The sequence below is a fragment of the Nocardia sp. JCM 38205 genome (assembly GCF_058222935.1).
This window is the reverse complement of sequence record NZ_JBYHFL010000005.1, coordinates 537420-561680: the sequence shown is the minus strand read 5'-3', so window position 1 is coordinate 561680 and position 24261 is coordinate 537420. Positions and strand designations below refer to the sequence as shown.

At 68.8% G+C, this 24261-nt stretch carries 23 protein-coding genes and 1 tRNA gene; 15 read left to right on the top strand and 9 right to left on the bottom strand.

Annotation, left to right across the window (positions count from 1 at the left end; all coding sequences use genetic code 11):
• The first annotated feature begins 219 nt into the window (after window positions 1–219).
• From AC4HOU_RS21445 to AC4HOU_RS21435, 3 genes are read left to right on the top strand one after another with little or no spacing between them, the layout of a single operon-like run.
• Window positions 220–564, top strand: a complete 345-nt coding sequence (locus tag AC4HOU_RS21445) for a YciI family protein (protein ID WP_163817754.1) — start codon at window positions 220–222, stop codon at window positions 562–564.
• Complete coding sequence (locus tag AC4HOU_RS21440) at window positions 528–1853, top strand: RNA polymerase sigma factor (RefSeq protein WP_490725044.1); 1326 nt, start codon at window positions 528–530, stop codon at window positions 1851–1853. Before AC4HOU_RS21445 ends, AC4HOU_RS21440 begins: the two co-directional genes overlap by 37 nt.
• A complete protein-coding gene (locus AC4HOU_RS21435; RefSeq protein WP_163817752.1) occupies window positions 1850–2269 on the top strand; it encodes a hypothetical protein in 420 nt (139 codons plus the stop codon). Before AC4HOU_RS21440 ends, AC4HOU_RS21435 begins: the two co-directional genes overlap by 4 nt.
• Before the next feature lie 76 nt (window positions 2270–2345).
• Here the strand turns inward: AC4HOU_RS21435 and AC4HOU_RS21430 are convergent, their stop codons facing one another.
• The 3 genes from AC4HOU_RS21430 to AC4HOU_RS21420 all read right to left on the bottom strand — a co-directional run bounded on the left by AC4HOU_RS21430 (window position 2346) and on the right by AC4HOU_RS21420 (window position 4250).
• On the bottom strand, window positions 2346–2849 hold the full coding sequence (locus AC4HOU_RS21430) for a hypothetical protein (RefSeq protein WP_490725043.1): 504 nt from the start codon (window positions 2847–2849) through the stop codon (window positions 2346–2348).
• A complete protein-coding gene (locus tag AC4HOU_RS21425; RefSeq protein ID WP_490725042.1) occupies window positions 2846–3901 on the bottom strand; it encodes a DNA polymerase III subunit beta family protein in 1056 nt (351 codons plus the stop codon). Before AC4HOU_RS21425 ends, AC4HOU_RS21430 begins: the two co-directional genes overlap by 4 nt.
• Window positions 3902–3974: 73 nt before the next feature.
• Window positions 3975–4250 (bottom strand): hypothetical protein, encoded by a 276-nt coding sequence (locus AC4HOU_RS21420; protein ID WP_138446920.1) that lies wholly within the window; start codon window positions 4248–4250, stop codon window positions 3975–3977.
• A gap of 322 nt (window positions 4251–4572) precedes the next feature.
• Between AC4HOU_RS21420 and AC4HOU_RS21415 the strand changes: the two genes are divergently transcribed.
• The 3 genes from AC4HOU_RS21415 (at window position 4573) to AC4HOU_RS21405 (ending at window position 7311) form a co-directional block, all read left to right on the top strand.
• Entirely contained in the window at window positions 4573–4815 is a 243-nt protein-coding gene (locus AC4HOU_RS21415; RefSeq protein WP_174343912.1) for a hypothetical protein, read from the top strand.
• Window positions 4816–4917: 102 nt separating this feature from the next.
• Window positions 4918–6378: a DUF1254 domain-containing protein gene (locus AC4HOU_RS21410; protein WP_490725041.1), complete on the top strand. Its 1461-nt coding sequence runs from the start codon at window positions 4918–4920 to the stop codon at window positions 6376–6378.
• Between the two features lie 201 nt (window positions 6379–6579).
• A complete protein-coding gene (locus tag AC4HOU_RS21405; RefSeq protein ID WP_309139005.1) occupies window positions 6580–7311 on the top strand; it encodes a TetR/AcrR family transcriptional regulator in 732 nt (243 codons plus the stop codon).
• Between the two features lie 4 nt (window positions 7312–7315).
• Here AC4HOU_RS21405 and AC4HOU_RS21400 read toward each other — a convergent pair whose 3' ends face one another.
• Window positions 7316–9046, bottom strand: a complete 1731-nt coding sequence (locus tag AC4HOU_RS21400) for a TerD family protein (protein WP_490725040.1) — start codon at window positions 9044–9046, stop codon at window positions 7316–7318.
• A gap of 156 nt (window positions 9047–9202) precedes the next feature.
• On the opposite strand from AC4HOU_RS21400, the gene AC4HOU_RS21395 reads away from it, so the two are divergent.
• The gene (locus tag AC4HOU_RS21395) at window positions 9203–9700 is read left to right on the top strand and encodes a hypothetical protein (RefSeq protein ID WP_163814141.1); all 498 of its coding nucleotides are present in this window, start codon (window positions 9203–9205) and stop codon (window positions 9698–9700) included.
• A 59-nt stretch (window positions 9701–9759) separates the two neighbouring features.
• Here the strand turns inward: AC4HOU_RS21395 and pabB are convergent, their stop codons facing one another.
• Entirely contained in the window at window positions 9760–12003 is a 2244-nt protein-coding gene (gene pabB, locus AC4HOU_RS21390) for an aminodeoxychorismate synthase component I (protein WP_490725039.1), read from the bottom strand.
• 80 nt (window positions 12004–12083) lie between these two features.
• Between pabB and AC4HOU_RS21385 the strand changes: the two genes are divergently transcribed.
• Both AC4HOU_RS21385 and AC4HOU_RS21380 read left to right on the top strand, forming a co-directional pair.
• Entirely contained in the window at window positions 12084–13148 is a 1065-nt protein-coding gene (locus AC4HOU_RS21385) for a phosphotransferase family protein (RefSeq protein WP_490725038.1), read from the top strand.
• Between the two features lie 204 nt (window positions 13149–13352).
• Window positions 13353–14483, top strand: coding sequence for an NDMA-dependent alcohol dehydrogenase (locus AC4HOU_RS21380; RefSeq protein WP_130915644.1), 1131 nt, complete (start codon window positions 13353–13355; stop codon window positions 14481–14483).
• 82 nt (window positions 14484–14565) lie between these two features.
• Here the strand turns inward: AC4HOU_RS21380 and AC4HOU_RS21375 are convergent, their stop codons facing one another.
• Window positions 14566–15756 (bottom strand): serine hydrolase domain-containing protein, encoded by a 1191-nt coding sequence (locus tag AC4HOU_RS21375; RefSeq protein WP_490725037.1) that lies wholly within the window; start codon window positions 15754–15756, stop codon window positions 14566–14568.
• Between the two features lie 43 nt (window positions 15757–15799).
• Here AC4HOU_RS21375 and AC4HOU_RS21370 point away from each other — a divergent pair, with 43 nt between their 5' ends.
• From AC4HOU_RS21370 to AC4HOU_RS21345, 6 genes are all read left to right on the top strand, one after another.
• Window positions 15800–16633, top strand: a complete 834-nt coding sequence (locus AC4HOU_RS21370; RefSeq protein WP_163814145.1) for a serine hydrolase domain-containing protein — start codon at window positions 15800–15802, stop codon at window positions 16631–16633.
• Between the two features lie 95 nt (window positions 16634–16728).
• Complete coding sequence (locus AC4HOU_RS21365; RefSeq protein ID WP_036534963.1) at window positions 16729–17262, top strand: DUF3145 domain-containing protein; 534 nt, start codon at window positions 16729–16731, stop codon at window positions 17260–17262.
• A 226-nt stretch (window positions 17263–17488) separates the two neighbouring features.
• Window positions 17489–18598: a flavin-containing monooxygenase gene (locus tag AC4HOU_RS21360; RefSeq protein WP_490725036.1), complete on the top strand. Its 1110-nt coding sequence runs from the start codon at window positions 17489–17491 to the stop codon at window positions 18596–18598.
• A 155-nt stretch (window positions 18599–18753) separates the two neighbouring features.
• Window positions 18754–20379 (top strand): LuxR C-terminal-related transcriptional regulator, encoded by a 1626-nt coding sequence (locus AC4HOU_RS21355; protein WP_490725035.1) that lies wholly within the window; start codon window positions 18754–18756, stop codon window positions 20377–20379.
• A 229-nt stretch (window positions 20380–20608) separates the two neighbouring features.
• Window positions 20609–21802 carry a glycosyltransferase family 87 protein gene (locus tag AC4HOU_RS21350; protein ID WP_280499784.1) on the top strand — a complete coding sequence of 398 codons (1194 nt, stop codon included), beginning with the start codon at window positions 20609–20611 and terminating at the stop codon, window positions 21800–21802.
• A 169-nt stretch (window positions 21803–21971) separates the two neighbouring features.
• Window positions 21972–22937, top strand: a complete 966-nt coding sequence (locus AC4HOU_RS21345) for a hypothetical protein (protein WP_490725034.1) — start codon at window positions 21972–21974, stop codon at window positions 22935–22937.
• Window positions 22938–22998: 61 nt separating this feature from the next.
• On the opposite strand, the gene AC4HOU_RS21340 is transcribed toward AC4HOU_RS21345, so the two are convergent.
• From AC4HOU_RS21340 to AC4HOU_RS21330, 3 genes are all read right to left on the bottom strand, one after another.
• Window positions 22999–23439 carry an Rv1443c family protein gene (locus AC4HOU_RS21340; protein WP_163814149.1) on the bottom strand — a complete coding sequence of 147 codons (441 nt, stop codon included), beginning with the start codon at window positions 23437–23439 and terminating at the stop codon, window positions 22999–23001.
• A gap of 215 nt (window positions 23440–23654) precedes the next feature.
• Window positions 23655–23726, bottom strand: a tRNA-Val gene (locus tag AC4HOU_RS21335).
• Window positions 23727–23759: 33 nt separating this feature from the next.
• Window positions 23760–24224 (bottom strand): peroxiredoxin, encoded by a 465-nt coding sequence (locus AC4HOU_RS21330; RefSeq protein ID WP_014349919.1) that lies wholly within the window; start codon window positions 24222–24224, stop codon window positions 23760–23762.
• Window positions 24225–24261 lie beyond the last annotated feature (37 nt).

The following is a 24261-nucleotide window of genomic DNA, read 5'->3' as shown; positions in this document are numbered from 1 at the left end:
CCACCCGGCCCCAACCACGAACGGCCGTATCGAGCCGGTAGACGAGTGTAGCGAGCAGAGCCCGGCCACGACAGCGGCCGAGCGTCGCCCGGCTCTCGTGGTCGACGTCGCGCACGCATCTCGATGAACCGTTCCCACCGGCGTCCGGCAATGACTCGGGCCGGTTGTCGGATTCCTGCGGTCCCCGATCGTCTAATGGGTAGAAGGAGGTGAACCGGCATGAAATACGTGCTGATGTTCTGCGAGACCGAGCAGTGGGAGAAGAAGTGGGAGGCGATGGATCAGGAGGAACGGGATCGGGGGTTCGGGGAGGTTCAGGAGTGGTTGGCGCGGTATGCGGACAGGATTCTGCACAATCGCAAGCTGGCCGAGCCCGATACGGCGACGACGGTTCGGCTCGACACCGACGGTGAACCGTTGATCACCGATGGTCCGTTCGTCGAGGGCAAGGAGGTGGTCAGCGGGTATGTCGAGGTCGATGTGGCCGACCTGGACGAGGCGCTGGCGATGGCACGAACCTGGCCCGGATGCCCGCTGGTAGAGATCCGGCCGGTCCTGATGTGACCGAGCCGCGCGCGGCTGCCGTGCTCGCGGACGTGGTGCGCGAGCACGGCAGCAGGCTGGCATCGGCGCTGGTGTCGTTGCTCGGTGATTTCTCCGCCGCCGAAGACCTGGTGTCGGACGCGGTGGAGAAGGCGCTGCGCACCTGGCCGGTGGACGGGATTCCCGAGCAACCGCAGGCCTGGCTGTTCACCGTCGCCCGCCGGCGCGGGTTGGATGTACTGCGACGGGAGGCGAACTACCGCGACAAGCTGCGCCAATTGCAGTGGCCGGTGTACGACGAACCCGACGACCGGCTGCGGCTGATGTTCACCTGCTGCCACCCGGCCCTGTCCCGCGAAGCCCAGGTGGCGTTGACCTCGCGCATGGTGTGCGGGCTGAGTACGGCCCAGCTGGCGAAGGCGTTCCTGGTGTCGGAATCGACGGTGGCCCAACGCATCACCCGCGCCAAACGCAAAATCAGCCAGGCCGGCATTCCGTACCGCATCCCCGCCGACGACGAGCTCGGCGCCCGCGTGGGTGAGGTGCTCGCCGTCATCTACCTGCTCTTCAACGAGGGCTACCTCGCCACCGAAGACGCCGGCGGACGTGATCTGGCCGCCGACGCCGAATGGCTCGCCACCCTGACCGACCGGCTGCTCCCGGGCGAGCCGGAGGTCATGGGCCTGCTCGCGTTGATCCGGCTGCACCGCGCCAGGGCCAGTGCGCGATTCGACGCCGAAGGGCGGATCGTGCTGCTACGTGATCAGGATCGCGCGGCATGGGACCATCCGGCCATCGACCGGGCGATCCGGCTGCTCACCGAGGCAGGCCGCCAGAAACGTCCCGGCCCGTACCAGCTGCAAGCGGCGATCGTCGCCTGCCATGCCGAGGCCCCGAGCTGGGCGGACACCGATTGGCCGCAGATCGTCGTGCTCTACGACATGCTGCTGCGGCTGACGCCGTCACCGGTGATCCGCGTGCACCGCGCCATCGCACTCGCCCACACCGACGGGCCGCGCGCGGCCCTGGCCGAACTGGATGAGCTGGCCGGCCCGCTGGCGAACTATCACCTGCTGCACGCCACCCGCGCCGAACTCCTGCGCGAACTCGGCCGCGCCGAGGAAGCCGTCGCCGCCGACCAGCGCGCCCTCGCACTCACCCGCAACCCCGCCGAGCAGGCCGTGCTCGAGCAGCGCCTCGGCAGGTTCGGAGACCGGCGGCCGACTCCCGCCGCGACACGCAGCACTCGCGGTAGGTCCGCGCGGACGAAGCCACCTACGGTGGACGAAAACCCGAAGGAGCCGCAGTGAAACCTCGTCATTTCGTGGCCGGTGCCGTGCTCGCCGCGGCGGCGCTCGGCCTCGCGCCTGCCGTCGCTTCCGCGCAAGATCCGGAATTCCCGCGCAACGGAGTCATCCCGCCGGGCACCTACCACGTGATCCGCCACCCCTCGAACGTCATCGGATCTCCGCTGGAGAACTGCGATCTGCAAGTGTTCGTGGATGGCAGGACCGTCGTACTGGTCTGCCCGACCTTCAGCCGGGCGGGCCACCAGCGTCCGGTCGGTACCGACGAAACCTATGTGAGCTTCGACTTCGTGCCGATCGGGCTGGATCTGCGCGATATCGACCCACGCCAAGGGCATTGGATCGGGACCATCAATATCGCGGACACCCCGGTCGCCGCGCCGTATCCGCTGGCCGGGGTGACGTTGCAGCGACGCTGATCGGCTTCGCCGCGGGCGATCCCCAGCGCACCCGGATCGCTCGCGGCGTGTTCGCTGCATCAGCGGCCGCCCCGCATCAGCCGCGGTCGCCCGGCCTGCCCGTGGGGGCGGATTCGCGGCGCATGGTGACACCGGCCTCGATGGCGGCCTCGACCTCGTCGAGCGCGGTGCGGATCATGGCGCCGTATCCGTCCGCGCGCAGCGCATCCACATGGCGGCGGGCCGCCGCGACGTGAGCGCGGGCGGCGTCGAAGGAGGCGAGGCGGCGGTAATCGTCGGCCAGATTGAGATGCAGCGACGGGAAGAACCCGCGGACCTCGAGGGCAGCGTCGAATTGCTGTGTGCGGGTGTCGGTGAGCGCTTCGGCGGCATCCAGCGCGCGAATGTTCCAGGTCAATGCCTCGGCGGGATCGTCATGGAGGTCCGCGAGATAGTGGGCGAGGGTGCAGCGGTGCAGCGGGTCGCCGTGCGGGCCGAGGTCGGCCCACAGTTCGGTGAGCGCCGTGCGGGCGCCGTCACCGTCGCCGGCGCGGCCACGAGTGACTGCCTCGGTGATGGCGGCCATGGTCGGATCGGTCATGCGGGATTCTCCTCGGAGTCGGTGGGTAGCCGGGTCGGCATGGCGAGCGTGGTCAGATCGCCGTCGGTGGCCGAGCGGATGACGACGGGCAGGTCGGGTGCGGCGATGTCGAGCATGATGTCGGGGCCGACGGCGGCGGTGAGCGCGGGGAGCAGGGTGGAGCGAGCGAATGCCAGCGCGGTATCCGGGCCGCTCACCGTCGCCGGGAGGACGCCGGCCGCACCGACGGTCAGGGCGCTCCCACGGATCGACATGCGGAGCACGTCCCCACCGGATTCCAGGGCGTCGGCCAGCTCACCGCGTCCCACGATCACCCGGGTCCGCACCGGCGCGAGCTCCGACAGCAGCGCCTGATGGTCCGGGAACTGCTCCTCGATCGTGGCGCAGTGGTGCTCGGTTCCACCGCCGGTCAGCTGCACGACACCGGCGCGCGGGCGCAGCGCGATGTCGGTCTGTTCCATCAACCAGGGCACCGTCCGCGCCAGCTCACCCGCGTCCACCACCCGTGACCAGCTCGCACCCTTCCATGAGTGCGGTACCAGGGTGCGGGTGGTCAGCCGATAGCGATCGGTGGCGGTGAGCACGACGGCCTCGTGCCCGGCTTCGATGAAAATGCCGGTGAGCACCCGGAACTCGCCGTCGCGCGCGACCGCCGATCCGACCTGGCCGATCGCCTCGGCCAGCAGCGCACCCGGCAGCGTCACCCGGGGTAGGGCCGCGAGCTCGGATTTGATCGCGGCAGCCGTCGCCGCGGCTTCCTCGGCCCGGCGCGCCATCGCGTCCACATGCTCGTCCAGGAGCCGCGCGGCCTGGTCCGTCTCGGCGGACAGAATCGTGGCGACGGTATCGAGCCCGATGCCGATATCGCGCAGCTTGCGAATGAGTATCGCGCGTTCGCGCTGGTCGTCGGTGTAGTACCGGTAGCCGGTGGTGGCGTCGACCTCGGCGGGCACCAGTAGGCCGCAGTCGTCGTAGAAGCGCAGCGCGCTCGGCGTCAGCCCGCACGCGCGCGCCAGCACCCCGATGGTGATCAGTTGCCTGTCCGCAGTCACCCGGCCATCATCGGGCTTCAACCAACTCGAAGGTCAAGCTCACCCGGCTACGCCGGCGGGCAGGCGAACGCGATCAGCCGATGACGGCGTTCATGATGGTGCCCGCACTGGTGGCGACCACACCACCGATCATCGCGCCGGCCACCATCTTCGGCGACTCCAGGCCGCCGCCGGTCCACTTCTCCCAGGCGAACTTGCCGCCCGCGTAGATGATGCCGCAGACCCCGGACAGCAGCACGAACCAGGTCAGGTAGCGGACGAGTTGGAGAATCTTCTCCGACATCGGCGGCGCTTCGGGAGTGGGGTTGCCGATTTGCGCGACGGTGTCGTAAACGGCGGCCAGGATCATCTCGCTGCTCACTCTGGTTCGGGGTGGGCGGGAACTCTTCGAACAAATCGTATCCGGTCATTCCGCCGATCGCAGTCACGTGGCCCTGAACTGGTGTTTCCGCGTCGCCGCTGCGGTCAAAACCGCTGTGTGCCAACACTTGCGGTATCCGATGAGGGTCCGGGATGATGGAGCGTGCGGGGGACACCACCGAACGCGTCGATTCGCTTGGTGCGGAACGTTTTACGCCCCTGAGCAGTGGATATCGGTTCGGTTGCACGGAGAGGGTAGGGACGTGAGTATCTCGACGTCACTGGTGGACACGGTCACGACGCTCGCGCAGATGAGCGACCCCACACCCGAGCCGCCGCCGCTGGCCGACAAGGCGCAGCAGTTCGTCCGGTACGCCACCTGGCTCGCCATGCTGTCGGGCATCATCAGCATCGTCTACGCGGGCGGCCGGTTCGCCTGGGAGAAGTGGAGCGGCGGTTCGTTGCAGTCGCCGAAGATGGTCGCCGGCGCGATGATCGGCGGCACGGTCGCCACCAGTGCGGGCACCATAATGAATGCCGTGCTCGGCACCTGAATCCCCGCGGTCGCGATGCCGGCCTGAGCCGGCAAATCGGTGGCTATACTTCCTCGCGTATCTCTCCACCTCCGGCGATCTCGGAAAGCAGGGAGTTCGGCGATGAGTCGCACCGCACCGAAGTACGCCGGGCCGACGGCGCCGGACTCGGCATCCGATGAGCGACCGGCGTTTTCCCGCCGCGCCGTGCTCGGGGCGATGGTCGCCGCGGCCGGTCTCGCGGCCTGCGGCGAATCCGCCGACGACGGTTCGGCCACGCCATCGGGCACCCCCGAGGATCGCATCGACGTCGCGACCGAGGCCTACGTCTTCGGCTATCCGCTGGTGCTCATGGACGCCAGCCGCGAAGCCATGACCGCAGGCATCGGGAACAACCGGTTCGTGCACGGCACCGCGCTGCCGGTGCCGAGTAGTCGGGGCGCGCGCCGGGTGGGCCTGGATTCGCTGTACTCGTCGGCGTGGCTCGATCTGCGCGCCGAGCCCATGGTGTTGCGGGTGCCCGCGATCGACCCGCGCCGCTACTGGATCATGCCGCTGCTGGATGCCTGGACCAATAGCGTGCACAACCCGAGCAGCGTGCGCCCGCAGGCCGAGAGCCCGCGGGCGCCCTACACGTATTTGATCTCCGGGCCCGAGTGGTCGGGCGAGGTGCCGGAGGGGATGCGGCACCTGCCGATGCCGACCAGGATGGTGTGGCTGCTCGGCCGGATTCAGGTGAACGGTCCCGACGATGTGCCCGCGGTCCGCGCGATCCAGGCACAGCTGAGATTGCTGCCGTTGAGCGCGTGGCCGCCCAGCGACGGCGAGCCGGCGCCGCCCGCTCCGGACGGGCCGGTGGAACTGCCGGAACCGCCGGTCGACGTGGTGGCGCGCATGCCCGCCGGCGACTTCTTCCACCGCCTGTGCCGGTTGATGGACGACAATCCGCCCGCCCCAGAGGACGCGCCCGCGCTCGACCGTTTCGCGACGATCGGCATCACCCCGGGCGGGCACCCCCGCGGCATCAGCGCCGAAGAATCGACCGCCGGGGCGGATACCGCGCAACGGCAGATCGCGGTATATCTCGACCCCGGGACCAGGACGGTCAACGGCTGGGTGATCAATACCGCCATCGGCCGCTACGGGACCAACTATTTGCTGCGGGCCTCGACCGCCGATCGCGGCCTCGGCGCGAATCTCGCCGAGGACGTGATGTACCCGACGCTGTTCGGCGACGCGGGCGACCAAGGGCTGCCGGTCCCGTTCCGGCTGCGGTTCGCGCCCGGCCAGACGCCGCCGGTGGATGCCTTCTGGTCGCTGACGGCCTACGGTCCCGAAGGGCATCTGGTCGCCAACCCGGCCGGGATCTACTCCATCGGCCATCAGATGCCGGTGGTATTCCAGCCCGACGGATCGCTCGAACTCGCGGTCCAATACGCCGATCCCGGTACCGGAGTGCCCGCGGGCAACTGGCTGCCGATCCCGCCCGCGGGGCAGTTTTCGCTGGTGTTGCGCATGTATGCGCCGAAGGAAGCTGCCACGGCCGGTGCGTGGGTGCCGCCACCACTCGAACCGGTCACCTGACCAGGTCTGAGTCGATCGGACATGTGGCGGCGTCGACCGGCCAGGGTGAGTTAACCGACATTACTAAACGGCGTTTACTCGTCGGCCGGTTGTGGTTACATCTCCTATCGGACCTACTCGAGGGTGCACGCCCGGGACCCGCAGGAGATCAGCCGTGACCACATCGCATGCCGCCGGTGTGCGCCGGGAGGTGGGCCCGGCGTGAACCTCCGGATCAGCCAACCCGTGCCGCGGGGGCGCGCGCCGGTGATCACCGACGCCGATATCCGGCGCGCCGCCCGCGCTCTGCTGGTCGAGCACGGCGCGGACGCGGTCACCCTGCGCGCCATCGCCCGCTCGCTCGGCGTCACCGCCCCCGCGCTGTACCGGTACTACAAGTCGCTCGACGACCTGATGGAAGCCCTGCGCCTGGAGATCTGCGCCGACCTGGCCGCCGAACTGTCGGACCGGATCGCCGAACTGCCCGACGACGGTGCGGTCCAGTTCTTAGCCATCTGCCAGGGGTTCCGGCACTGGGCACTGGCCCACACCAGGGAGTTCACGCTCGTGTTCGCCTCACCGGGCGCCGGACGCGGCGTGCGCGGCTTCGACGAGCCGTTCGGCCGGATCTTCCTCGCGGCGGCGGGCAGGCTGCTGGCCACCTACGACGTCATCACCCCACCCGCCGACGACATCCCAGATGAGCTGCGGGCCGACCTGCAACATTTCCAGGCCGAGCTGCTGGCCGCGCTCGCCGAGGCGGGCCAGCCCGCCGCCGCCGATCGCATCGACCTCGGCGTCACCTATCTGATGATCCAGATCTGGGCGCGCCTGTACGGGCACGTCACCCTCGAGGTGTTCGGCAACTATCCGGTGCCGCTGTCGAATCCGGAGGTCCTGTTCGACACCATGCTGGCCGACCTCGGCCGCTCGGCGGGGTTCATCCCCGGCTGAGCGCTCAGATCCGCGCGCCCTTGGCTCGGTTGCAGGCCCGGCACAGGATCTGCAGGTTGGTGGCGCTGGTGGCCCCGCCTCGGCTGAGCGGAATGATGTGGTCGAACTCGAGGTAATGGCCGTCGCCGCATTCGACGCATCGCCCGCCGTCGCGTTGCCACACCTCGGCTTTCACCTCCTGCGGAATGCTGCGGGTATCGCGCTGCCCTGGGGTGAGGGCCAGGCGTTTGGCGACCCGGAGCGCACCCTCGACGGCCGCGGCGAGGAAATGCGGATCGTCGACCGCGAATCGGGCACCGCCGCGCGCCGACGTCGCGGCGATCACCACGGTGTCGGCGCCCGAGCTTTCCTCGCGCTCGATGGCGACCGAGACGATCCGTGACCACGGCAGCTCGATGCCGGAGTCGGAGCCGACGAAACGCAGCTTCTTGTTGCTGACGATCAACCGCCCGTCGGTGTACTTGGGTCCCTTGGCCAGTGCCCGGATCTGAGTGGCGCCCGCGTCGAAATGCACCCGTTCCTCGGGGTCCAGGTGCAGGCCGTGGCCGCGCACCGTCGGCAGATCGCCCGCGCGCAACCGGGTGAGGGTACGGCCGCGATGCATCCGGCGGTACAGGTCGTCGATGGCCGGTCCGCTCAGCCCGAGCTCGGCGATGGTCTCTTTGAAGCGTTCGAATTCCGGGCCCTCGATCTGGCCGTCGGCCATCGCGAAGGCCACCATCCGCTCCATATGGTCGAGGGCGAGCGGTTGCAGGGAAGCGCGCCCGACGCGCTCGTCGATGCGCTGATACCGCAACGAGGCCCACAACTGTTCCCATTCGGGCCCCTGTGGCCCCGGACCGGACAGCACCCGCCAGACCTGGGTGTGCCAGTGGGTCAGGTACTCCTCGATCTCCTCGGCGCAGGCCCGGCACGGGTGGAAGCCGCCGAAGATCTTGCGCCGCCTGCGGTTACCGCACCGGTCGCAGCTGTGCGGAGGCACCGGCAGGCGCGGGCGGGTGTCGCCGGTCCAGTGAGAGCCGTCCCACCAGCGCAGCCGGGTGCCGTCGTGCGGGTCGACATGCCAGTCGGCGCGTTCGGGGTGCGGTGGCGGTGCCGGCTCGGCGGGTTGTTCCGCGATGACCTCGCGACGCAACGTCAGCGTCGGCGCGGTGCGCGACTCCTGGGTGAGCACGCCCCCCGGCGCACGTTGTGCGCGCTCGTGGGCCGCCGGTGGGGTGGTCTGGCCGCCGGGCTCGTCGACGACCACACCGAACTCGGTGACCAGCCCGGCCATTCCGGACTCCCAGCCCTGCGCCACGGCCCGGAATCGCCACTGCCCCGCGCGCCGGTAGAACTCGCCGAACATCATCGCCGCCACCGGCTCCGAACCCTCGATCTCGAACACCGCCACCGCGCCGTCGGCATCGTGCACCGTCACGGTGAGGCCGGCGACGTCGGCGAAGCTGCCGTCGTCCATCGAGCCGGACACCACGATGCGCGCGATCTCGGCTTCGGTGCGCGGCAACGACACACTCAGCCGTGCCGTGCCCGCCGGTGCCGCCTGATCGAGGGTGACAGCCTGGGAGATGTGCCTGGGCGCGTTGTAGAACACCAGATCACGATCGTTGCGCACCGTGCCCGAATCCGTGAGCAGCAGCGCGTGCGCGTCCACCGCATGCTCCGAACGCCATGAAACAACCACGGCTAGAAGCGAAGTCGGTACCGGCGCGTTCGCGCCCTTGCTGAGTTTCATCGTTGTCGAACTATGCCACGGCCCTCCGACAGGCCCGGCGGACAGCCGGGGCAGCCGATCGCCGTCCGTGAAACGGTGGCCGCGCGGCCACCGACACCCTCGGGCCCTGCGTACCCAATCCTGTCGCATCGGCGCAGGTTGGGGCACAGTAGTGCTATGACGAATCCGAAGGATGCGGGCAAGCAGCCGCCGGGGCGGGCGCCCGGATCACGGAAGGTGCCCAACCCGGGCGACGTCCTGGCCGCGGCCCAGTCGGCGGTGGAGGCGGCGCAGACCGCTGCGGGCCAGGCCTTGGATGCCGCGCGGATGACCGCCGGCTACTCCTTCGACGCCGCGGTGCGCCTGCCACCGGCCTCGGCGCAGCTCGCCGCGCAGCTGCCCGACCTACTGGACAACCTGTCCACCGCCATCGATCGGCTCAACTCCACCATCGATCGGCTCGATCGCACGCTGGCGCTGGCCGATCCGGCCTTCGCCGCCTACGACCGGCTGCTGCCGCGCCTGGAAGCGATGATCTCCCTCGGCGAGGACCTGTTCGGTGCGCTGTCGAAGCTGCCGGGAGTGAGCATCCTCGGGCGCCTGGCGGGTCGTGCCGAGGACACTCCGGCGCCGGATCCGAAGGATCAGGGGCAGGGGCGGTCCAAGCGTCGATAGGGCTGCACCACCTCGTCCGAAAAATGCCTCGCCGCTCCCGACGGGCGGACCGGGGAGTTTCACTCCACGGAAGCCGCTTCGCGGGGGACGGAGTAGTGGTTCCGGTGTCGTCCGGCGGCACCCGTAGCGCTGACGGCACGATGGGTGGCCGCCGCCTTCAGCACCATCTCCGCGTACTCGTCCTCCGGTACCGAGTCCAGCACGATGGCGCCGCCCGCGCCGATCTGCCAGCTGCCCTCGTGCAGCACGGCGGTGCGGATCACGATATTGAGGTCGGCGGTGCCGCCCAGTCCGAGGAATCCGATGGTGCCCGAATAGACCCCGCGGGCCCGGGTCTCCAGTTCGTCGATGATTTCCATGGTGCGCAGCTTGGGCGCGCCTGTCATCGAGCCGCCCGGGAAACACGCACGCACACAATCGATCACGCCGGCGCCGGGGCGCAGGGTGCCGCGGACCGTCGAAACCAGCTGGTGCAGTGTCGAATACGTTTCGGTCGCCATCAACTTCGGCACGTGCACGCTGCCGATCTCGCAGACCCGGCCGAGATCGTTGCGCAGCAGATCGACGATCATCAGGTTCTCGGCCCTGGTCTTGGGACTGGAGGCCAGTTCCCGGCACAGTCGTTCGTCCTCGGCGGGAGTGGCTCCGCGCGGCGCCGTGCCCTTGATGGGCTTGCTCTCCACGATGCGGTGCCGATCGATCTTCAGGAAACGCTCCGGGGAGGAGCAGGCGATCTCGAGGTCGCCGAAGCGCAGGTAGGCCGCGTAGGGGGCGGGGTTGCAGCGGCGCAGCGTCCGGTAGACGTCGAGGCCCTCGGCCGTGGCGGGCACGGTGACGGTATCGGTCAGGCAGACCTCGTAGGATTCGCCCGCCCGCAGTGCGTCCTGGCAGATGGCGATGTCGATCAGGTAGCGCTCCCGGCCCCGCTCGAGCGCGGCGGCGACGGCACCGGGATCGGCGTCGATCGCGAGATCGGGTGGATTGGCCCAGGTGGGCAGGGATGCCAGCGCCTGTGCTGTGGTGCGCAACCAGTCGACGGCGGCGGAATCGTCGGAAGCAGTCAGGGCGAGCAGATGGGTGCGTCCCGCCTCGTGGTCGACCACCACCAGCCGGTCGGCGAAGATCCACTGCGCGTCCGGCGTCCGCGCCCGATGCGCGGCCGTGGCCCCGCACTCGGCCTTCACCTCATAGCCGAGATAGCCGACGTAGCCGCCGGTGAAATCGAAGGGCAGATCGGGCAACTCGATCCGCCGCTCCCGCAGTCGCGCATCGAGATAGTCGAGGATCCGTCCCGGTACGGTGTGCTCACCGTCGGCCCCGGTCACCGTCACGACCCCGGAGCCGACCCGGTAGCGCACGACCTCCGCCAGCGGACCGCTCGCGTCGCCGAGGAACGAGAACCGGTCCAAGCCGGGCTCGACGTGCTCACTGTCGAGCCAGAACGCCGTCGTGGAATTCGCGTACAGCCGCAGGAATATCGCTTCGGTATCCACCGCCCGCTCGATCACGAGGTGCTCGAGCCGGAGTGGATCGGCTCTGGTAGCCGAGTCACCGTGAGCGCCGTTCGGTTCCGGGGTCGCGGCGGCGCGGCCGGCGGGCTCGGCTTCGGCCATCGGAGAGGGCGACCGACGGCCGGCAGGCGAGGTGATCGGGTTGTCGGCCGTCACCCGCGCGGATGGCGGCCCGAGTGCGCTCGGCGGCGAACTCGCCGTGCGGCTCCGGTGGCCCGCCGTCAGCTTCGCGAAGTTGGCGAGAATCGCGGCTCCGTGCTCGCTCGCGATCGACTCCGGGTGAAACTGAACGCCCCATCGCGGACGGTGGCGATGCCGCACGCCCATCACCACACCGTCCGACGATCGCGCGGTCACCTCCAGCGCAGCGGGCAGCGGGCCGGCCGCGCACAGCGAGTGGTAGCGCACCGCGGTGAACCGCTGCGGCAGACCGGCGAACAATCCCGTGCCGTCGTGGCCGATCCGATCGAGATAGCCGTGCCGGGCGGCCGGCGCCGCGTCGACGATTCCGCCCTCGGCCACCACGATCGCCTGATGACCGAGGCACACGCCGAGCAGTGGCAGGTCGGTCTCGCGGATCACCGCCGCCGAGACGCCGACATCGCGCGCGACGTCGGGCCGACCCGGGCCCGGCGAGATGACGACGTTGTCGAACCGGTCGAGGCGCAGCTGCCGCACCGCCCGCGCCTCATCGTTGCGCACGACCGTCGGCTCGATCCCGTATACCTCGCTGATCAGCTGATACAGGTTGTAGGTGAACGAGTCGTAGTTGTCGATCAACAGCGTGCGCATGGTGGTCCGAACCCTACGCTCCGGCCCGATCAGGAAACTGCTGTCAGCTGCCTTCAGATTTGCGCGCGCGGTGGTGCAGAATGTGGGGCATGTCTGTTGCGCAACCGGTAGGTGTGGACCGCGAGGTCGTCGATTTCGCCGTGGTCGGGAAGTGGATGACCGAACAGGGGCTGCCCGAGGGGGAGTTCGAGGCGGTCACCGAACTCGGTGGCGGCACCCAGAACATCATGCTGCGGTTCCGGCGCGGTGGGCGCGACTATGTGCTGCGGCGCGGGCCGAAGCATCTGCGGGCCAAGAGCAACGAGGTCATCCGGCGGGAGGCCCGCCTGCTCGGCGCGCTGGGCGAGACCGAGGTGAAGGCGCCGCGGGTGATCGCCGCCTGTACCGACGAATCGGTGCTCGGCGCCGTCTTCTATCTGATGGAACCGATCACCGGCTTCAATCCCCAGAACGAACTGCCCGAACTGCACGCGGGCGATCCGGAGGTCCGGCGGCAGATGGGCCTGTCGGCCGTCGAGGCGATCGCCCGCCTCGGCGCACTGGACTACCGAGCACTCGGGCTCGCCGACTACGGCAAGCCGGAAGGCTTTTTGGAGCGGCAGGTTCCGCGCTGGATGGGCGAACTCGAGTCCTATTCGGCCAACGAGGGCTACCCGGGCCCGGAGATCCCCGGTGTCGAGCGGGTGGGGGAGTGGCTGGACCGCAACCGGCCCGCGCAGTGGACCCCCGGCATCCTGCACGGTGACTGCCACCTGGCCAACATGATGTTCTCCTACGACGGCCCTGAGGTCGCCGCCATGGTCGACTGGGAGATGTCGACCATCGGCGATCCGCTGCTGGACCTGGGCTGGCAGATCGCCACCCGGCCGGTGCCGGGCACGACCGGCGCGGCCCTGGTGGGCAAGCTGGGCGCCGTCGGCGGGCTGCCGACGCCGCAGGAGATGGTCGACCATTACGCGAAGTTCTCCGAGCGCGATCTGAGCGCCGTCACCTGGTACACCGTGCTCGCCTGCTTCAAGCTCGGCATCGTCCTCGAGGGCACGCACGCCAGGGCGTTCGCAGGTAAGGCGCCCAAACAGGTCGGCGATTTCCTGCACGCCATCACCCTCGAGCTGTTCGAACGGGCGCACGGCTTGATGGAGTAACCGTGCTGCGCCGATCGCGTGGCTTCGCTGTGCCCACTCGTGCCCGTTGACGGCCTCGCTGCTGAAAACGGGTTCCAATAATAGAACGTGTTCGCGCTGCTCGCGGGGCGCAGTAGATGAATTTTCTGTCAGGTACTAGAACGCGTTACAGTTTTCTCGTACTGTGGGTGCAGTCACATTGAAGCACGCGAGAGGTCGACAGGAATGAAGACGAAGGGCGCGATCCTGTGGGGGATCGATGAGCCGTGGTCGGTGGAAGAAATCGAGATCGGCGACCCGGTCGCCGGCGAGGTGCAGATCCGCATGGAGACCGCGGGCATGTGCCATTCGGACCATCACATCGTCACCGGCGCGACGCCGATGCCGAGCTTCCCCGTCATGGGCGGCCACGAAGGCGCGGGCGTGATCACCAAACTCGGCCCCGGCGTGCCGAGCGACCTCCAGGTCGGCGACCACGTCATCCTGTCGTTCATCCCGGCCTGCGGACGCTGTCCGGCCTGCGTCGCGGGCAACATGGCGCTGTGCGACCTCGGCGCGGGCCTGCTGCTCGGCCAGGCCATCAGCGACGGCACCTACCGCATCCAGGCCAGGGGCGAGAACGTCATCCCGATGTGCCTGCTCGGCACGTTCTCCCCGTACATGACGGTGCACCACACCTCGGTGGTGAAGATCGATCCGTCGATTCCGTTCGAGGTCGCCTGCCTGGTCGGCTGTGGTGTGCCCACCGGCTTCGGTTCCTCCACCCACGTCGCCAACGTCATGCCGGGTGAAACCGTGGTCATCGCGGGCATCGGCGGCGTCGGCATGAGCGCGCTGCAGGGCGCGGTGCTCTCCGGCGCCTCCAAAGTGGTTGCCATCGACCCCAACCCGTGGAAGCGGGAGCAGGCCCAGAAGTTCGGCGCCACCCACACCTACGCCAGCATGGCCGAGGCCATCATGCCGCTGATGGACGCCACCGAAGGGCGGATGGCCGAGAAGGTCATCCTCACCATGGGTGAAATGCACGGCGACTACATCGAAGAAGGCCTGATCCTCACCGCCAAGGCCGGCACGCTCGTCGTCACCTCGATGGGCCGCATGGACGCCGGCGAGGTGAAGATGAACAGCTTCCTGCTGTCCATGCTGCAGAAGACGGTCAAGGGCTGCATCTTCGGCGGCGGTAATGCCCGCCAGGACGCCCCGCGCCTGCTCTCGCTCTACAAGAGCGGCCAGCTCAACCTCGACGACATGGTGACCCGCACCTACTCCCTCGAGGAGATCAACCAGGGCTACCAGGACATGCTGGACGGCAAGAACATCCGCGGCATCATCAAGTACACCGACGCTGATCGATGACGATTACCGCTCGGCGAGCAGCGTGACGATCCGAATGATCAACTCCGCGGGATCGGCTCGCCGAGCGGTATCGGCGGTCGGATCAGCCGGCGCAACGCAGTAGTGCCTCGCGTAGATTGCGGCTGCGGACGTCGTCGAGGACGGCCATGCCGAGGCGGTTCATGACATAGCCGAAGCCGAATCCGGTGCTGGGATCGGCGAATCCGAAGGAGCCGCCGAGGCCGGTGGTGCCGTAGGCGCGTTTATCGGAGCCGAATCGGAACGCGCCGCGCGATTTCCGGAAGCCGAGGTGGTAGCGGCTCTTGGTGTGCAGCACCAGATCGTCGGCGGGGACGTCGTCGGCGGTGTCGGCGGCCAGTCGATCCATTACCGCATCGTCGATGGGAAGCGTGCCGGTGCGGCCGGCGGCGGCGCCGTAGATGGCAGCGAGCGCACGGGCCGAACCGACGCCGCCGTGGCTGGCCACGCCGAGGTCGAGGAATTCCCGCCGCGCGGCACGGGCGGGGGCGCCGAAGCGCGGATTGGTCAGCGCCGCATAGGACAACCCGCGTTTGGCGTAGACCTCGGCGCCGATGCGCAGCGGGATATCGCGTTCATAGCGCAGGATGTCCAGGCCCTTGGTGGCGGACAGGACGGCGACGCGGTCGAGGCTCTGCTCGGCGGGCAGGCCGATGAAGAAGTCCAAGCCCAGCGGCGTCGCGAGTTCCTCGGCGAAGAAGCGGCCGATCGTGCGGCCCTTCGGATCCACCCGGCGCAGCAATTCGCCCTGGTACAGGCCGAGAGTCAAGGCGTGATAGCCGTGCCGGGTGCCCGGCCGCCACGCGGGTTTCTGCGCGGCCAGGATCTCGGCCAGCCCATCGAGATCGGCGACTTGGGCCGCCGTCACCGGACGATCGAGCCCGGACAGCCCGGCTTGATGATCGATCAACTGCCGCACCGTGATCGCGTCCTTGCCCTTCGCCGCGAACTCCGGCCAGTACTTCGCCACCGGCTGGTCGTAGTCGAGCAGGCCCTGCGATACCGCCGTCGCGAGCGCGAACGCCGCCATCCCCTTGGTCGAGGAGAACACCGGCACGATGGTGTCGCGTTCCCACGGCACGGCCCGTGCGCGATCACGGTGACCGGCCCACAGATCCACCACCGGCCGAGCACCGTCGTAGATCGCCACAGCGGCGCCGATCTCGCCGTGCTGGGTGAAATTGCGGCGGAAAGCGTCGGCGACGGGGCCGAAACCGGCCGCCACATCGCCGTGGATCGTGGGCTGCGCACTCATGGTTACTCGATCGTATCGGGGCTCGTCTCGTAGGCTCGGCTGCGTGCGCGCACTCGAGCAGATCAGCGAATGGCCGGTCCGGCATGCGGCGGCCGGCGTGGTGTTCGGCGACGGCGAGACCGCTGTCGCGGGCGACGCCGACCGGGTCTTCCGGTTGGCCTCGGTCACCAAACCCCTTGCCGCCTACGCCGTGCTGATCGCGATCGAGGAAGGCGCGATCGAACTCGATCAGCCCGCCGGGCCGCCCGGCTCGACCGTGCGGCATCTGCTCGCGCACACCTCGGGGCTGGCCTTCGACACCACCGAGGTGATGGCCGAGCCAGGGCAGCGGCGCATCTACTCCAGCTCGGGATTCGACGTGCTGGCCGATTTCGTCGCCGGACAGACCGGTATCGCGTTCGACGAATACCTGCGTGACGCGGTGTTCGCACCGCTGGGCATGACCTCGTCGGTGCTGGACGGATCGGCCGGTCACGCCTGCCGGTCCAGTGCCGCCGACCTGCTGCGCTTCGCCGCGGAATTGCTGCGTCCGCAGCTGATCTCGGCCGAGACCCACGCCGAGGCGACGACTGTCCAGTTCCCTGGACGCAATGGCGTTCTGCCCGGCTATGGCTCGCAACGTCCCAACGACTGGGGGCTCGGATTCGAAATCCGCGATGGGAAAACCCCGCATTGGACCGGCTCGGCGAACTCGCCGCGAACCTATGGCCATTTCGGCCAATCCGGAACTTTTTTGTGGGTCGACCCGGAAGTCGGTTTGGCGTGTCTCGCCTTGAGCGACGAGAATTTCGGCGATTGGGCACGGGCGGTGTGGCCGCCGTTCAGCGATGCGGTGATCGCGGAGGCGACACGCCGAAGCAACTCGTCGGCTAAGTAACAGGTGTAACACCGGACACTCGAGTACACTCGGGCAACGCCAGTTCGACGGACCGTTGGGGAAGACGTTCCTCGTCGAAGCTGGAGGTGTCTGTGGTGCGCGCATCGAGTCAGTTCGCGGATGCGACGGCGGGTGTGGTCTACATCCACTCGTCGCCTGCCGCGCTGTGCCCGCACATCGAGTGGGCCCTCGCCTCTGCTCTCGGAGCCCCCGCCAAACTCCGCTGGACCGCCCAGCCGGCCGCCGCCGGCCAACTGCGGGCAACCAGCGACTGGGTCGGCCCTGTCGGCACCGCCGCGCGCATCGCCCAAGCCCTCCGCTCCTGGCCGGTGTTGAGATTCGAAGTGACCGAGGACCCCAGCGAAGGCGTGGACGGCGAGCGCTACAGCTTCGTCCCGGCCCTCGGCCTCTGGCACGGATCCACCAGCGCCAACGGCGACGTCACCATCGGTGAGATGCGCCTGCGCGTGATGCTGCAAACCGCACGCGAACTCGACAAATACTCCGGTTACGACCTGGCCGCCGAACTCGACCGCGCCCTCGGTACGGCCTGGGACGAAGACCTCGAGGTCTATCGCTGCGGCAGCGAGGGCGCGGAGATCACCTGGCTGCGTCGCGACGTGGGGTAGCCGGGCCGTAGCGGGCGTGGGCGGACCGCCACAGCGATATCGCGTCGGCAGAACGCGAGCGGTCGCCGGCACCCGCAGCCGATCCGTACCCGGGATCCAGCGCGCCTGGACATGGGTGATTACGTGCAGGATCGCATCCACTCGAATGGGCAATTCGCCCGAAGCATGCGCCCGCAGCCGAACCATAGCGTCGAGAGCCTCGTAACCATCGGTTCAGGAGGCGACCATGACCACCCAGCACATCGAGACACTCATCATCGGGGCCGGACAGGCCGGACTGGCGACCGGGAGCGCGCTGCGCCGACGGCACCGGCCATTGCTGATCGTCGACCGCAATGACCGCATCGGCGACAACTGGCGGCGCCATTACGATTCGCTGCGCCTGTACTCACCCGCGAAGTACGACGGGCTGCCCGGGCTGCCGTTCCCGTCCGCGGATCCGTGGAGCTATCCGGGCAAGGACGACGTGGCCGACTACTTGGAGCGGTACGCGCTGCACTGGGATCTGCCGGTGCGTATGCGAACCGGTGTCGATCGCTTGACTGCCCGGCCAGGCGGAGGATTCGTGGCGCGGCTCGGCGGCGACACCATCACCTGCGACAACGTCGTCGTCGCGACCGGCACCTTCGGCCGCACGCCCTACATCCCGGACTTCGCCGCGGAACTGGATCCGGCGATCACCCAACTGCACTCGAGCCGGTACCGCAGGCCCGGGCAGTTGGCGCCGGGGCCGGTGCTGGTGGTTGGCGCCTCGCATTCCGGCACCGACATCGCCTACGAAGTGGCCGGCACCCACCGGACCATCCTCTGCGGCCGCGACTGCGGCCAGATCCCGGTGCGGTGGGACCGCCCTGCCATCAGGTTCGCCATGCCGGTGCTGGTTTTCCTATGGCGGCATGTACTCACCCGGCGCACCCCGATCGGCAGGAAGGCGATGCGTGAGGTGCGCTTGCACGGCGGACCCATGCTGCGGGTCAAGCGGGCCGACCTGGCCGAGCGCGGGGTGCGCCGGAATACCGCCCGGATGAGCGGAGTCCGCGATGGGCTCCCGGAACTGGACGACGGCACGGTCGTCGACGTGCAGAACGTCGTGTGGGCGACCGGGTTCCGTCAGGTGTTCGATTGGATCGATCTGCCCGTCATCGGCGAGGACGGCTGGCCGAAGGAATATCGCGGTGTGGTCGACGATATGCCCGGCCTGTACTTCTGCGGCTTGAGTTTCCAGTACGCATTTTCCTCGATGGTGCTTCCCGGAGTCGGTCGGGACGCGGAGTATGTCGCGCGACGGATCGATGCGCGGGTACGGGAGCAGACCGCTGTGCGGGCGGCGGCCTGAGGTTCATCCGGCCGGGCGGGCCGGTCCGGCGGCGCTAGCGGACGATCCGGCAACGCCGCCCCGCCGGCAGGCAACGAGATGCCGGGCCGGGCCTCGCTCAGCGAGCCCACCGCGGCGCCGAACTGCGCGTATCGTCCTGTAACAGGTGATGCGCTATGAGCGTTGTCGACAGTTTGCGGCAGGCTCGTGAGGCCTACGAGCGGCGGGAATGGGTGGCGGCTTTCGAGGCGCTGTCCGGCTCGGACGCCGAGGCCTTGCGCGGCGACGATTTCGCCCGGCTGGCCACCGCCGCCTATCTCACAGGCCACACCAACGACAGCATCCAGGCGATGCAGCGGGCCTATCAGCTGCACGTGGACGACGGCAATCGGCTCGCCGCCGTCCGGTGCGCGTTCTGGTTGGCACAGACCCTGCTGATGGCCGGCGAATCGGCGGTCTCCGGCGGCTGGGTGGGCCGGGCCCGGCGCCTACTCGACGAGGTGGGCGACGATGTCGTCGAACATGGCTATGTGCTGGTTTCGGTGATGCTGCGCAACGTCTTCGCCGGTGAATACCCGGCCGCGGCCGCATGCGCCGACAAGATCATCGACTACGGTCGCCGCTACGGCGACCCCGACCTGACCGCGATGGGCCTGTCGGCGCACGGCAGGCTGGCACTGTACGGCGGGGACGTGCGGGGCGGGCTCGCGCTGATGGACGAAGCGATGGCATGCATCGCGGCAGGCGGCGTCTCGACGATGTTCGCCGGGCACATCTACTGCTCGATGATCGAGGCCTGCCAGGAGATCTCGGACCTGGGCCGGGCGGAGCAATGGACAGTGGCGTTGACAAACTGGTGCGCCGACCAACCCGGCCTGGTGTTGTTCACCGGCCAATGCGCGGTGCACCGCGGGCAGCTGATGCGCCTGCACGGCGCCTACGAGGCAGCCCTCGAGGAGTTCGCCCTGGCGGTCCGCCGCTACCTCATCGCCCAGTCACCGGCCGCAGCCGGTCTTGCGCTGGCCGAGCGCGGTGATGTCTTGCGGATCCGCGGCGCGTTCGACGAGGCCGGCGACGCTTACACCGGGGCGATCGATTACGGGCATGAGCCACAGCCCGGGCTGGCACTGCTCTGGTCGATCCGGGGCCGTACCGCCGCCGCGCTCGGAGCGGTGCGCAGATTGGTCGCCGAAGCGGCGGACCCGGTGCACCGCTGCCGGCTACTGCCCGCGGCGATAGACATCCTGCTCGCGGCAGGGGAGACGGACGAAGCGGCGGCGCTGAGCCACGAGCTGGCCGAGATCGCCGCGAACTTCGGCTGCGCGCCATTGCATGCGATGGCGGCGCGGGCCGCCGGGTGCGTCGCGATAGCGCGCGGCGACTGCGCCATGGCCGTTCCGGAGCTGCGTCGCGCGGTCCGCATCTGGACCGAGCTCGGGGCTCCGTACGAGACGGCGCGCTGCCAGGTCGATATCGGTCGAGCGCTGCGAGCGCTCGGCGATGAGGATTCGGCCCGATCGGAACTCGCCGCCGCGCGTCGGGTCTTCGCCGAACTGGGCGCCGCGCCCGCCGAACGCGAGGTCACCGCACTGCTGACCCCGCGTGCGCCGGCCGGCCTGTCGCCCCGTGAGCTCGAGGTGCTGCGTTTGGTGGCAGCCGGACACAGCAATACCGACATTGCGTCCGCGCTCGTGCTCAGCGAGAAGACGGTAGCGCGGCATCTGTCCAATATCTTCACCAAGCTCGGTGTCACCTCGCGAACCGCCGCCGCCGCCTTCGCCTACGAGCACGGGCTGACCTGACGCGGGCCGGACGCACCTCGTTCCCATCGACAGGCCACGTTTGTGTATGGTTGCCGAGGTCGTCGAGCAGTGGGGAGGTGGTCGGAATCCGAACACGCCGGGAAGCAGGATCGACAGGGAACGACGCCCAGCCGAGTCCGGGGCCACACAACACACACCCCTCCTTATGACACATAGTCTGCTCACATCGCCCACACGGTGGGTCCGGGTAGTGCCGTGGTGTATTCCGGTGCTGCTCGCGATCGTCGTCGCCTTCTGGCTGTCGGATCACATCTCCCGAGGCTTCATCGATCTCGAGGTCTACCGGATCGGCATCGACACCCTGCGCGATGGCGGCGACCTGTACGGCGATCTGCCGGAAACGTCGTTCGGCATCGGCCTGCCGTTCATCTACCCGCCCTTCGCGGCGCTCGCGCTGTCACCGTTCGCGCTGCTGCCGTGGAATGTGGCCGTCGTCAGCTACTTCACGGTCTCGGTGGCCGCGCTCGCACTGACCCTGTTCCTGGTGGCCCGCCGGATGTGGCCGCACCAGCGTGGCCTCGGCTGGTGGGCGGCCGCGACCGCGCTGCCGTTGACGTTGCTGCTCGAGCCGACGGTGTCCACGCTGGACTTCGGTCAGGTGAACCTGATCCTGATGGGCCTGGTCGCCGCCGACTGCCTGCCCGAGAAGACCAAGTGGCCGCGCGGTGTGCTGGTCGGTATCGCCGCCGCGATCAAGCTGACCCCGGCCGCGTTCGTGCTGTACTTCCTGGTGCGTCGTGACTACAAGGCCGCGATTACCGCCGCCGCCACCGGCGCGACGGTCACCGCCCTCGCCTTCGCGGTGCTGCCGCGCGAATCGTTCGAATACTGGTTCGGCGGCGGCAACATGTCCGGACTGTCCGGATCGGTGTTCCACACCAACCAGTCCATCCAGGGCGTGCTCGCCCGCTTCGGGATCTCCGGTATCGCCTTCACCGCTCTGTGGCTGGTGCTGGCCGCGCTGGCGCTGGTGCTGGTGTACACGATCATGCGCAAGGTGGCCGATGTGCCGCCGCTGGCGCTGTTCGCCAACGCGCTGCTCGCCCTGCTGGTGTCGCCGATCTCGTGGTCGCATCACTGGGTGTGGGTGGCGCCCGGTCTGCTGATCATGGCCGCGTACGCGAGCCGGCTGCCACGCCAGGCCGCGATCGCCTGCTCGCTGGCTGTGATCGCCGCCGCCTGGGTGTTCTACATCGCCCCGCACGAGAACGTGCCGCAGGGTGAGGATCGGGAGCTCGGCTGGTCGATCGGGCAGCACGTGGTCGGCGACGCCTACGTGTGGGTGGCGTTGCTGATGCTGGCGTGGATCGCATTCGCGCGGTCGGCACAGCTACGCGGGAAGCCCGCCTCGCCTGCGGTGCAGGAAGCGCCCGCGGACGAACGGAGCCCGGCCACACGGTGAGCCGCCGCGCTCGGCCGGGCGGACGATCGACCGAGAAGCTCGCGCCGAGGTGGTGGTGCCGTGGGGTCGGCCGCCCGCCGTGGTGAATCGGGTGTCGGCTGTCGAGAAAGGACTCGTCTCTCGGCGCGTAGGACCGGAACTCCGCAGGGGCGCAACTAGGCTCGGCGCCGTGGCGAACGAACTGGTGCTCAATGGTGACGCGCGCGCTCGCGCAGCTGGGCGTTCGTGCTGGCGGATGACGCTCTTGGGCCTGGTTGCCCTGCTGCTCGGCTGCTCCGGCCCGGTGGGCGTGGCTTCGGCGCAGGACTGGGAGGCGATCCGGGAGATCGCGCTGCCGCCGACATACGCGGGGACCGTGGACAACAGCGCCGACTGCCGACGGGAATATCAGACGCGCGGATTCGAGCCGGCGTCGGCGGATGGCCACCGCCATCCGCTGTTCCTGTACTTCGTCGGCACCAATTTCGGCAAGGACCCCCAGGCCGATCTGCTCGGCAATATCCCCGCCGCGAACGCGGTGACCGCGGCGATGGCACGCCGCGGCTTCGTCGCCCTCATGGTCGATTACGACAACACCGTGCTCGCCCTGGCCGGCGATCACGGAAACCAGACCCGCTGCCTGTTCGCGCCGCACGAACCGCGCAGCCTGCTCCGCGCGGCCTGCGCGCTGGACACCGTCGACTGCGATCTCGGTATCGCCACCTGGGGACACAGCCAAGGCGGTGCGGTCGCTCACCTGGCGCCCAACCACGACCCGCGGGTGCGCGCGGTGTGGACCACCGGCTACGGCGGCGACATGCGCTCGGTTCTCCCGGTGAACCGCCTGCGGGTGCTGGCCGGTGAGAACGAGAACAACGGCAAACCCGAGGTCCTGAACAAGGCCGCCGGTTTTACCCCGCAGCAGTGTCCGGACGACGGCCGCAGCCATTGCCTGCGCGCCGACGGCAGCGGCTGGGTCATCGTCCGCAGGTCCGAGGTCCAGACCACCGCCGATCACTGCTGGTTCTACCGGCACACCTGCTGGGCCGCCGAAACCTTTCTGGAACCGAGCTGGACCGATCGTCGATCGACCAAGCCGTATGCGATCGAACCCAACGCCGATTGGGTGGCGGAGGTTGTTCGCTCGCCGCGGTGAGCGGAGGGCGTGCGCGGAAACCGGATCAGCTGAATCTGTGGGCGCGCGTGCGGTGCTGCACTCAGCCGGCGATGATCCCGGCGAACGTGCGCCAGCGGCGCTGTCGGTGCCGGAACAGCAACGTGACGAACTGCCGTAGGCCGAATGCGCGCCAGCCGTCTTCGATCTCGATCTCGTCGGTGTAGCGGCAGCGGTTGCCGCCGAGTGGGGTGAAGGTGAGGCGATGGTTCCAGACGCGCACCGGGCCGCCGTGCTCGTTGGTGTAGATCTCGGTGGGTTCGAGCCGTACCACGGTCATGTGGTGGGTCCACGCGGGGATGACGCCGAACATCCACATCCGCGCCACCCCCGACGCGCCCGCCTCCAGCCGTTCCGGCAGGTTCAGTCCGGTCATCCGAATGATCGGCGCCAGAACGTATTCGAACATCTCCGGCTTCTGCGCCAGCCGCCAGGCCTCCTCGGCGGAAATCGGCAGCTCGGTCGACACCGACACCGTGCTCATTCCGCCATCCTTATCGCAATTGCCTCCCGGCGCAACGACTTCCGCGCTGCGGCGTCCGGTTACGGAGATCTATCGCAGGTTTTCGCGTGGGCGCGGTCAGGGGTTCGGTGCACGGCCGTGGACCCAGCGGGGGCGCGCCCGTGTGAGGGACCGTTAGCCGGCGGGCTTCGCAATTCAAGACGCCCCCGGTCTGCGGGAGACCGAGGGCGTGCCGGTGGGCGCAGAGGGGTTCGAACCCCCGACCGCTGGTGTGTAAAACCAGAGCTCTACCACTGAGCTATACGCCCGGGCGCTGCCGGTGGGTAACCGGCGGCGACGGGTTATGAATCTAGCGCGGCGAGCGCTTTCTCCCAAGCTGCCTGGTCACGGGGCTCGCCGGGGGCGTTCATCTCCGCGAAACGGATGTAGCCGTCCTTGTCGACGACGAAGGTGCCGCGGTTGGGGTAGCCGGATTTCTCGTTGAACACGCCGTAGGTCTGGGCGACGGCGCCGTGCGGCCAGAAATCGGACAGCAGGGGGAAGGTGTAGCCCTGTTCGGCGGCCCAGATCTTGTGGGTGGGCGGCGGGCCGACCGAGATCGCGATGATCTCGGCGTCGTCGTTCTGGAACTTGGGCAGCTCGTCGCGCACCTTGCACAGCTCGCCCTGGCAGATGCCGGTGAACGCCAGCGGGAAGAACACCACGAGCACGTTCTTCTTGCCCCGGAAATCCGACAGGCTGACTTCCTGGTTGTTCTGATCCTTCAGCGTGAAGTCCGGCGCGAGGGTGCCTACCTCGAGTGGCATCGCTGATCCTCCATCATGTCGGGCCCGGCCGGGCGGC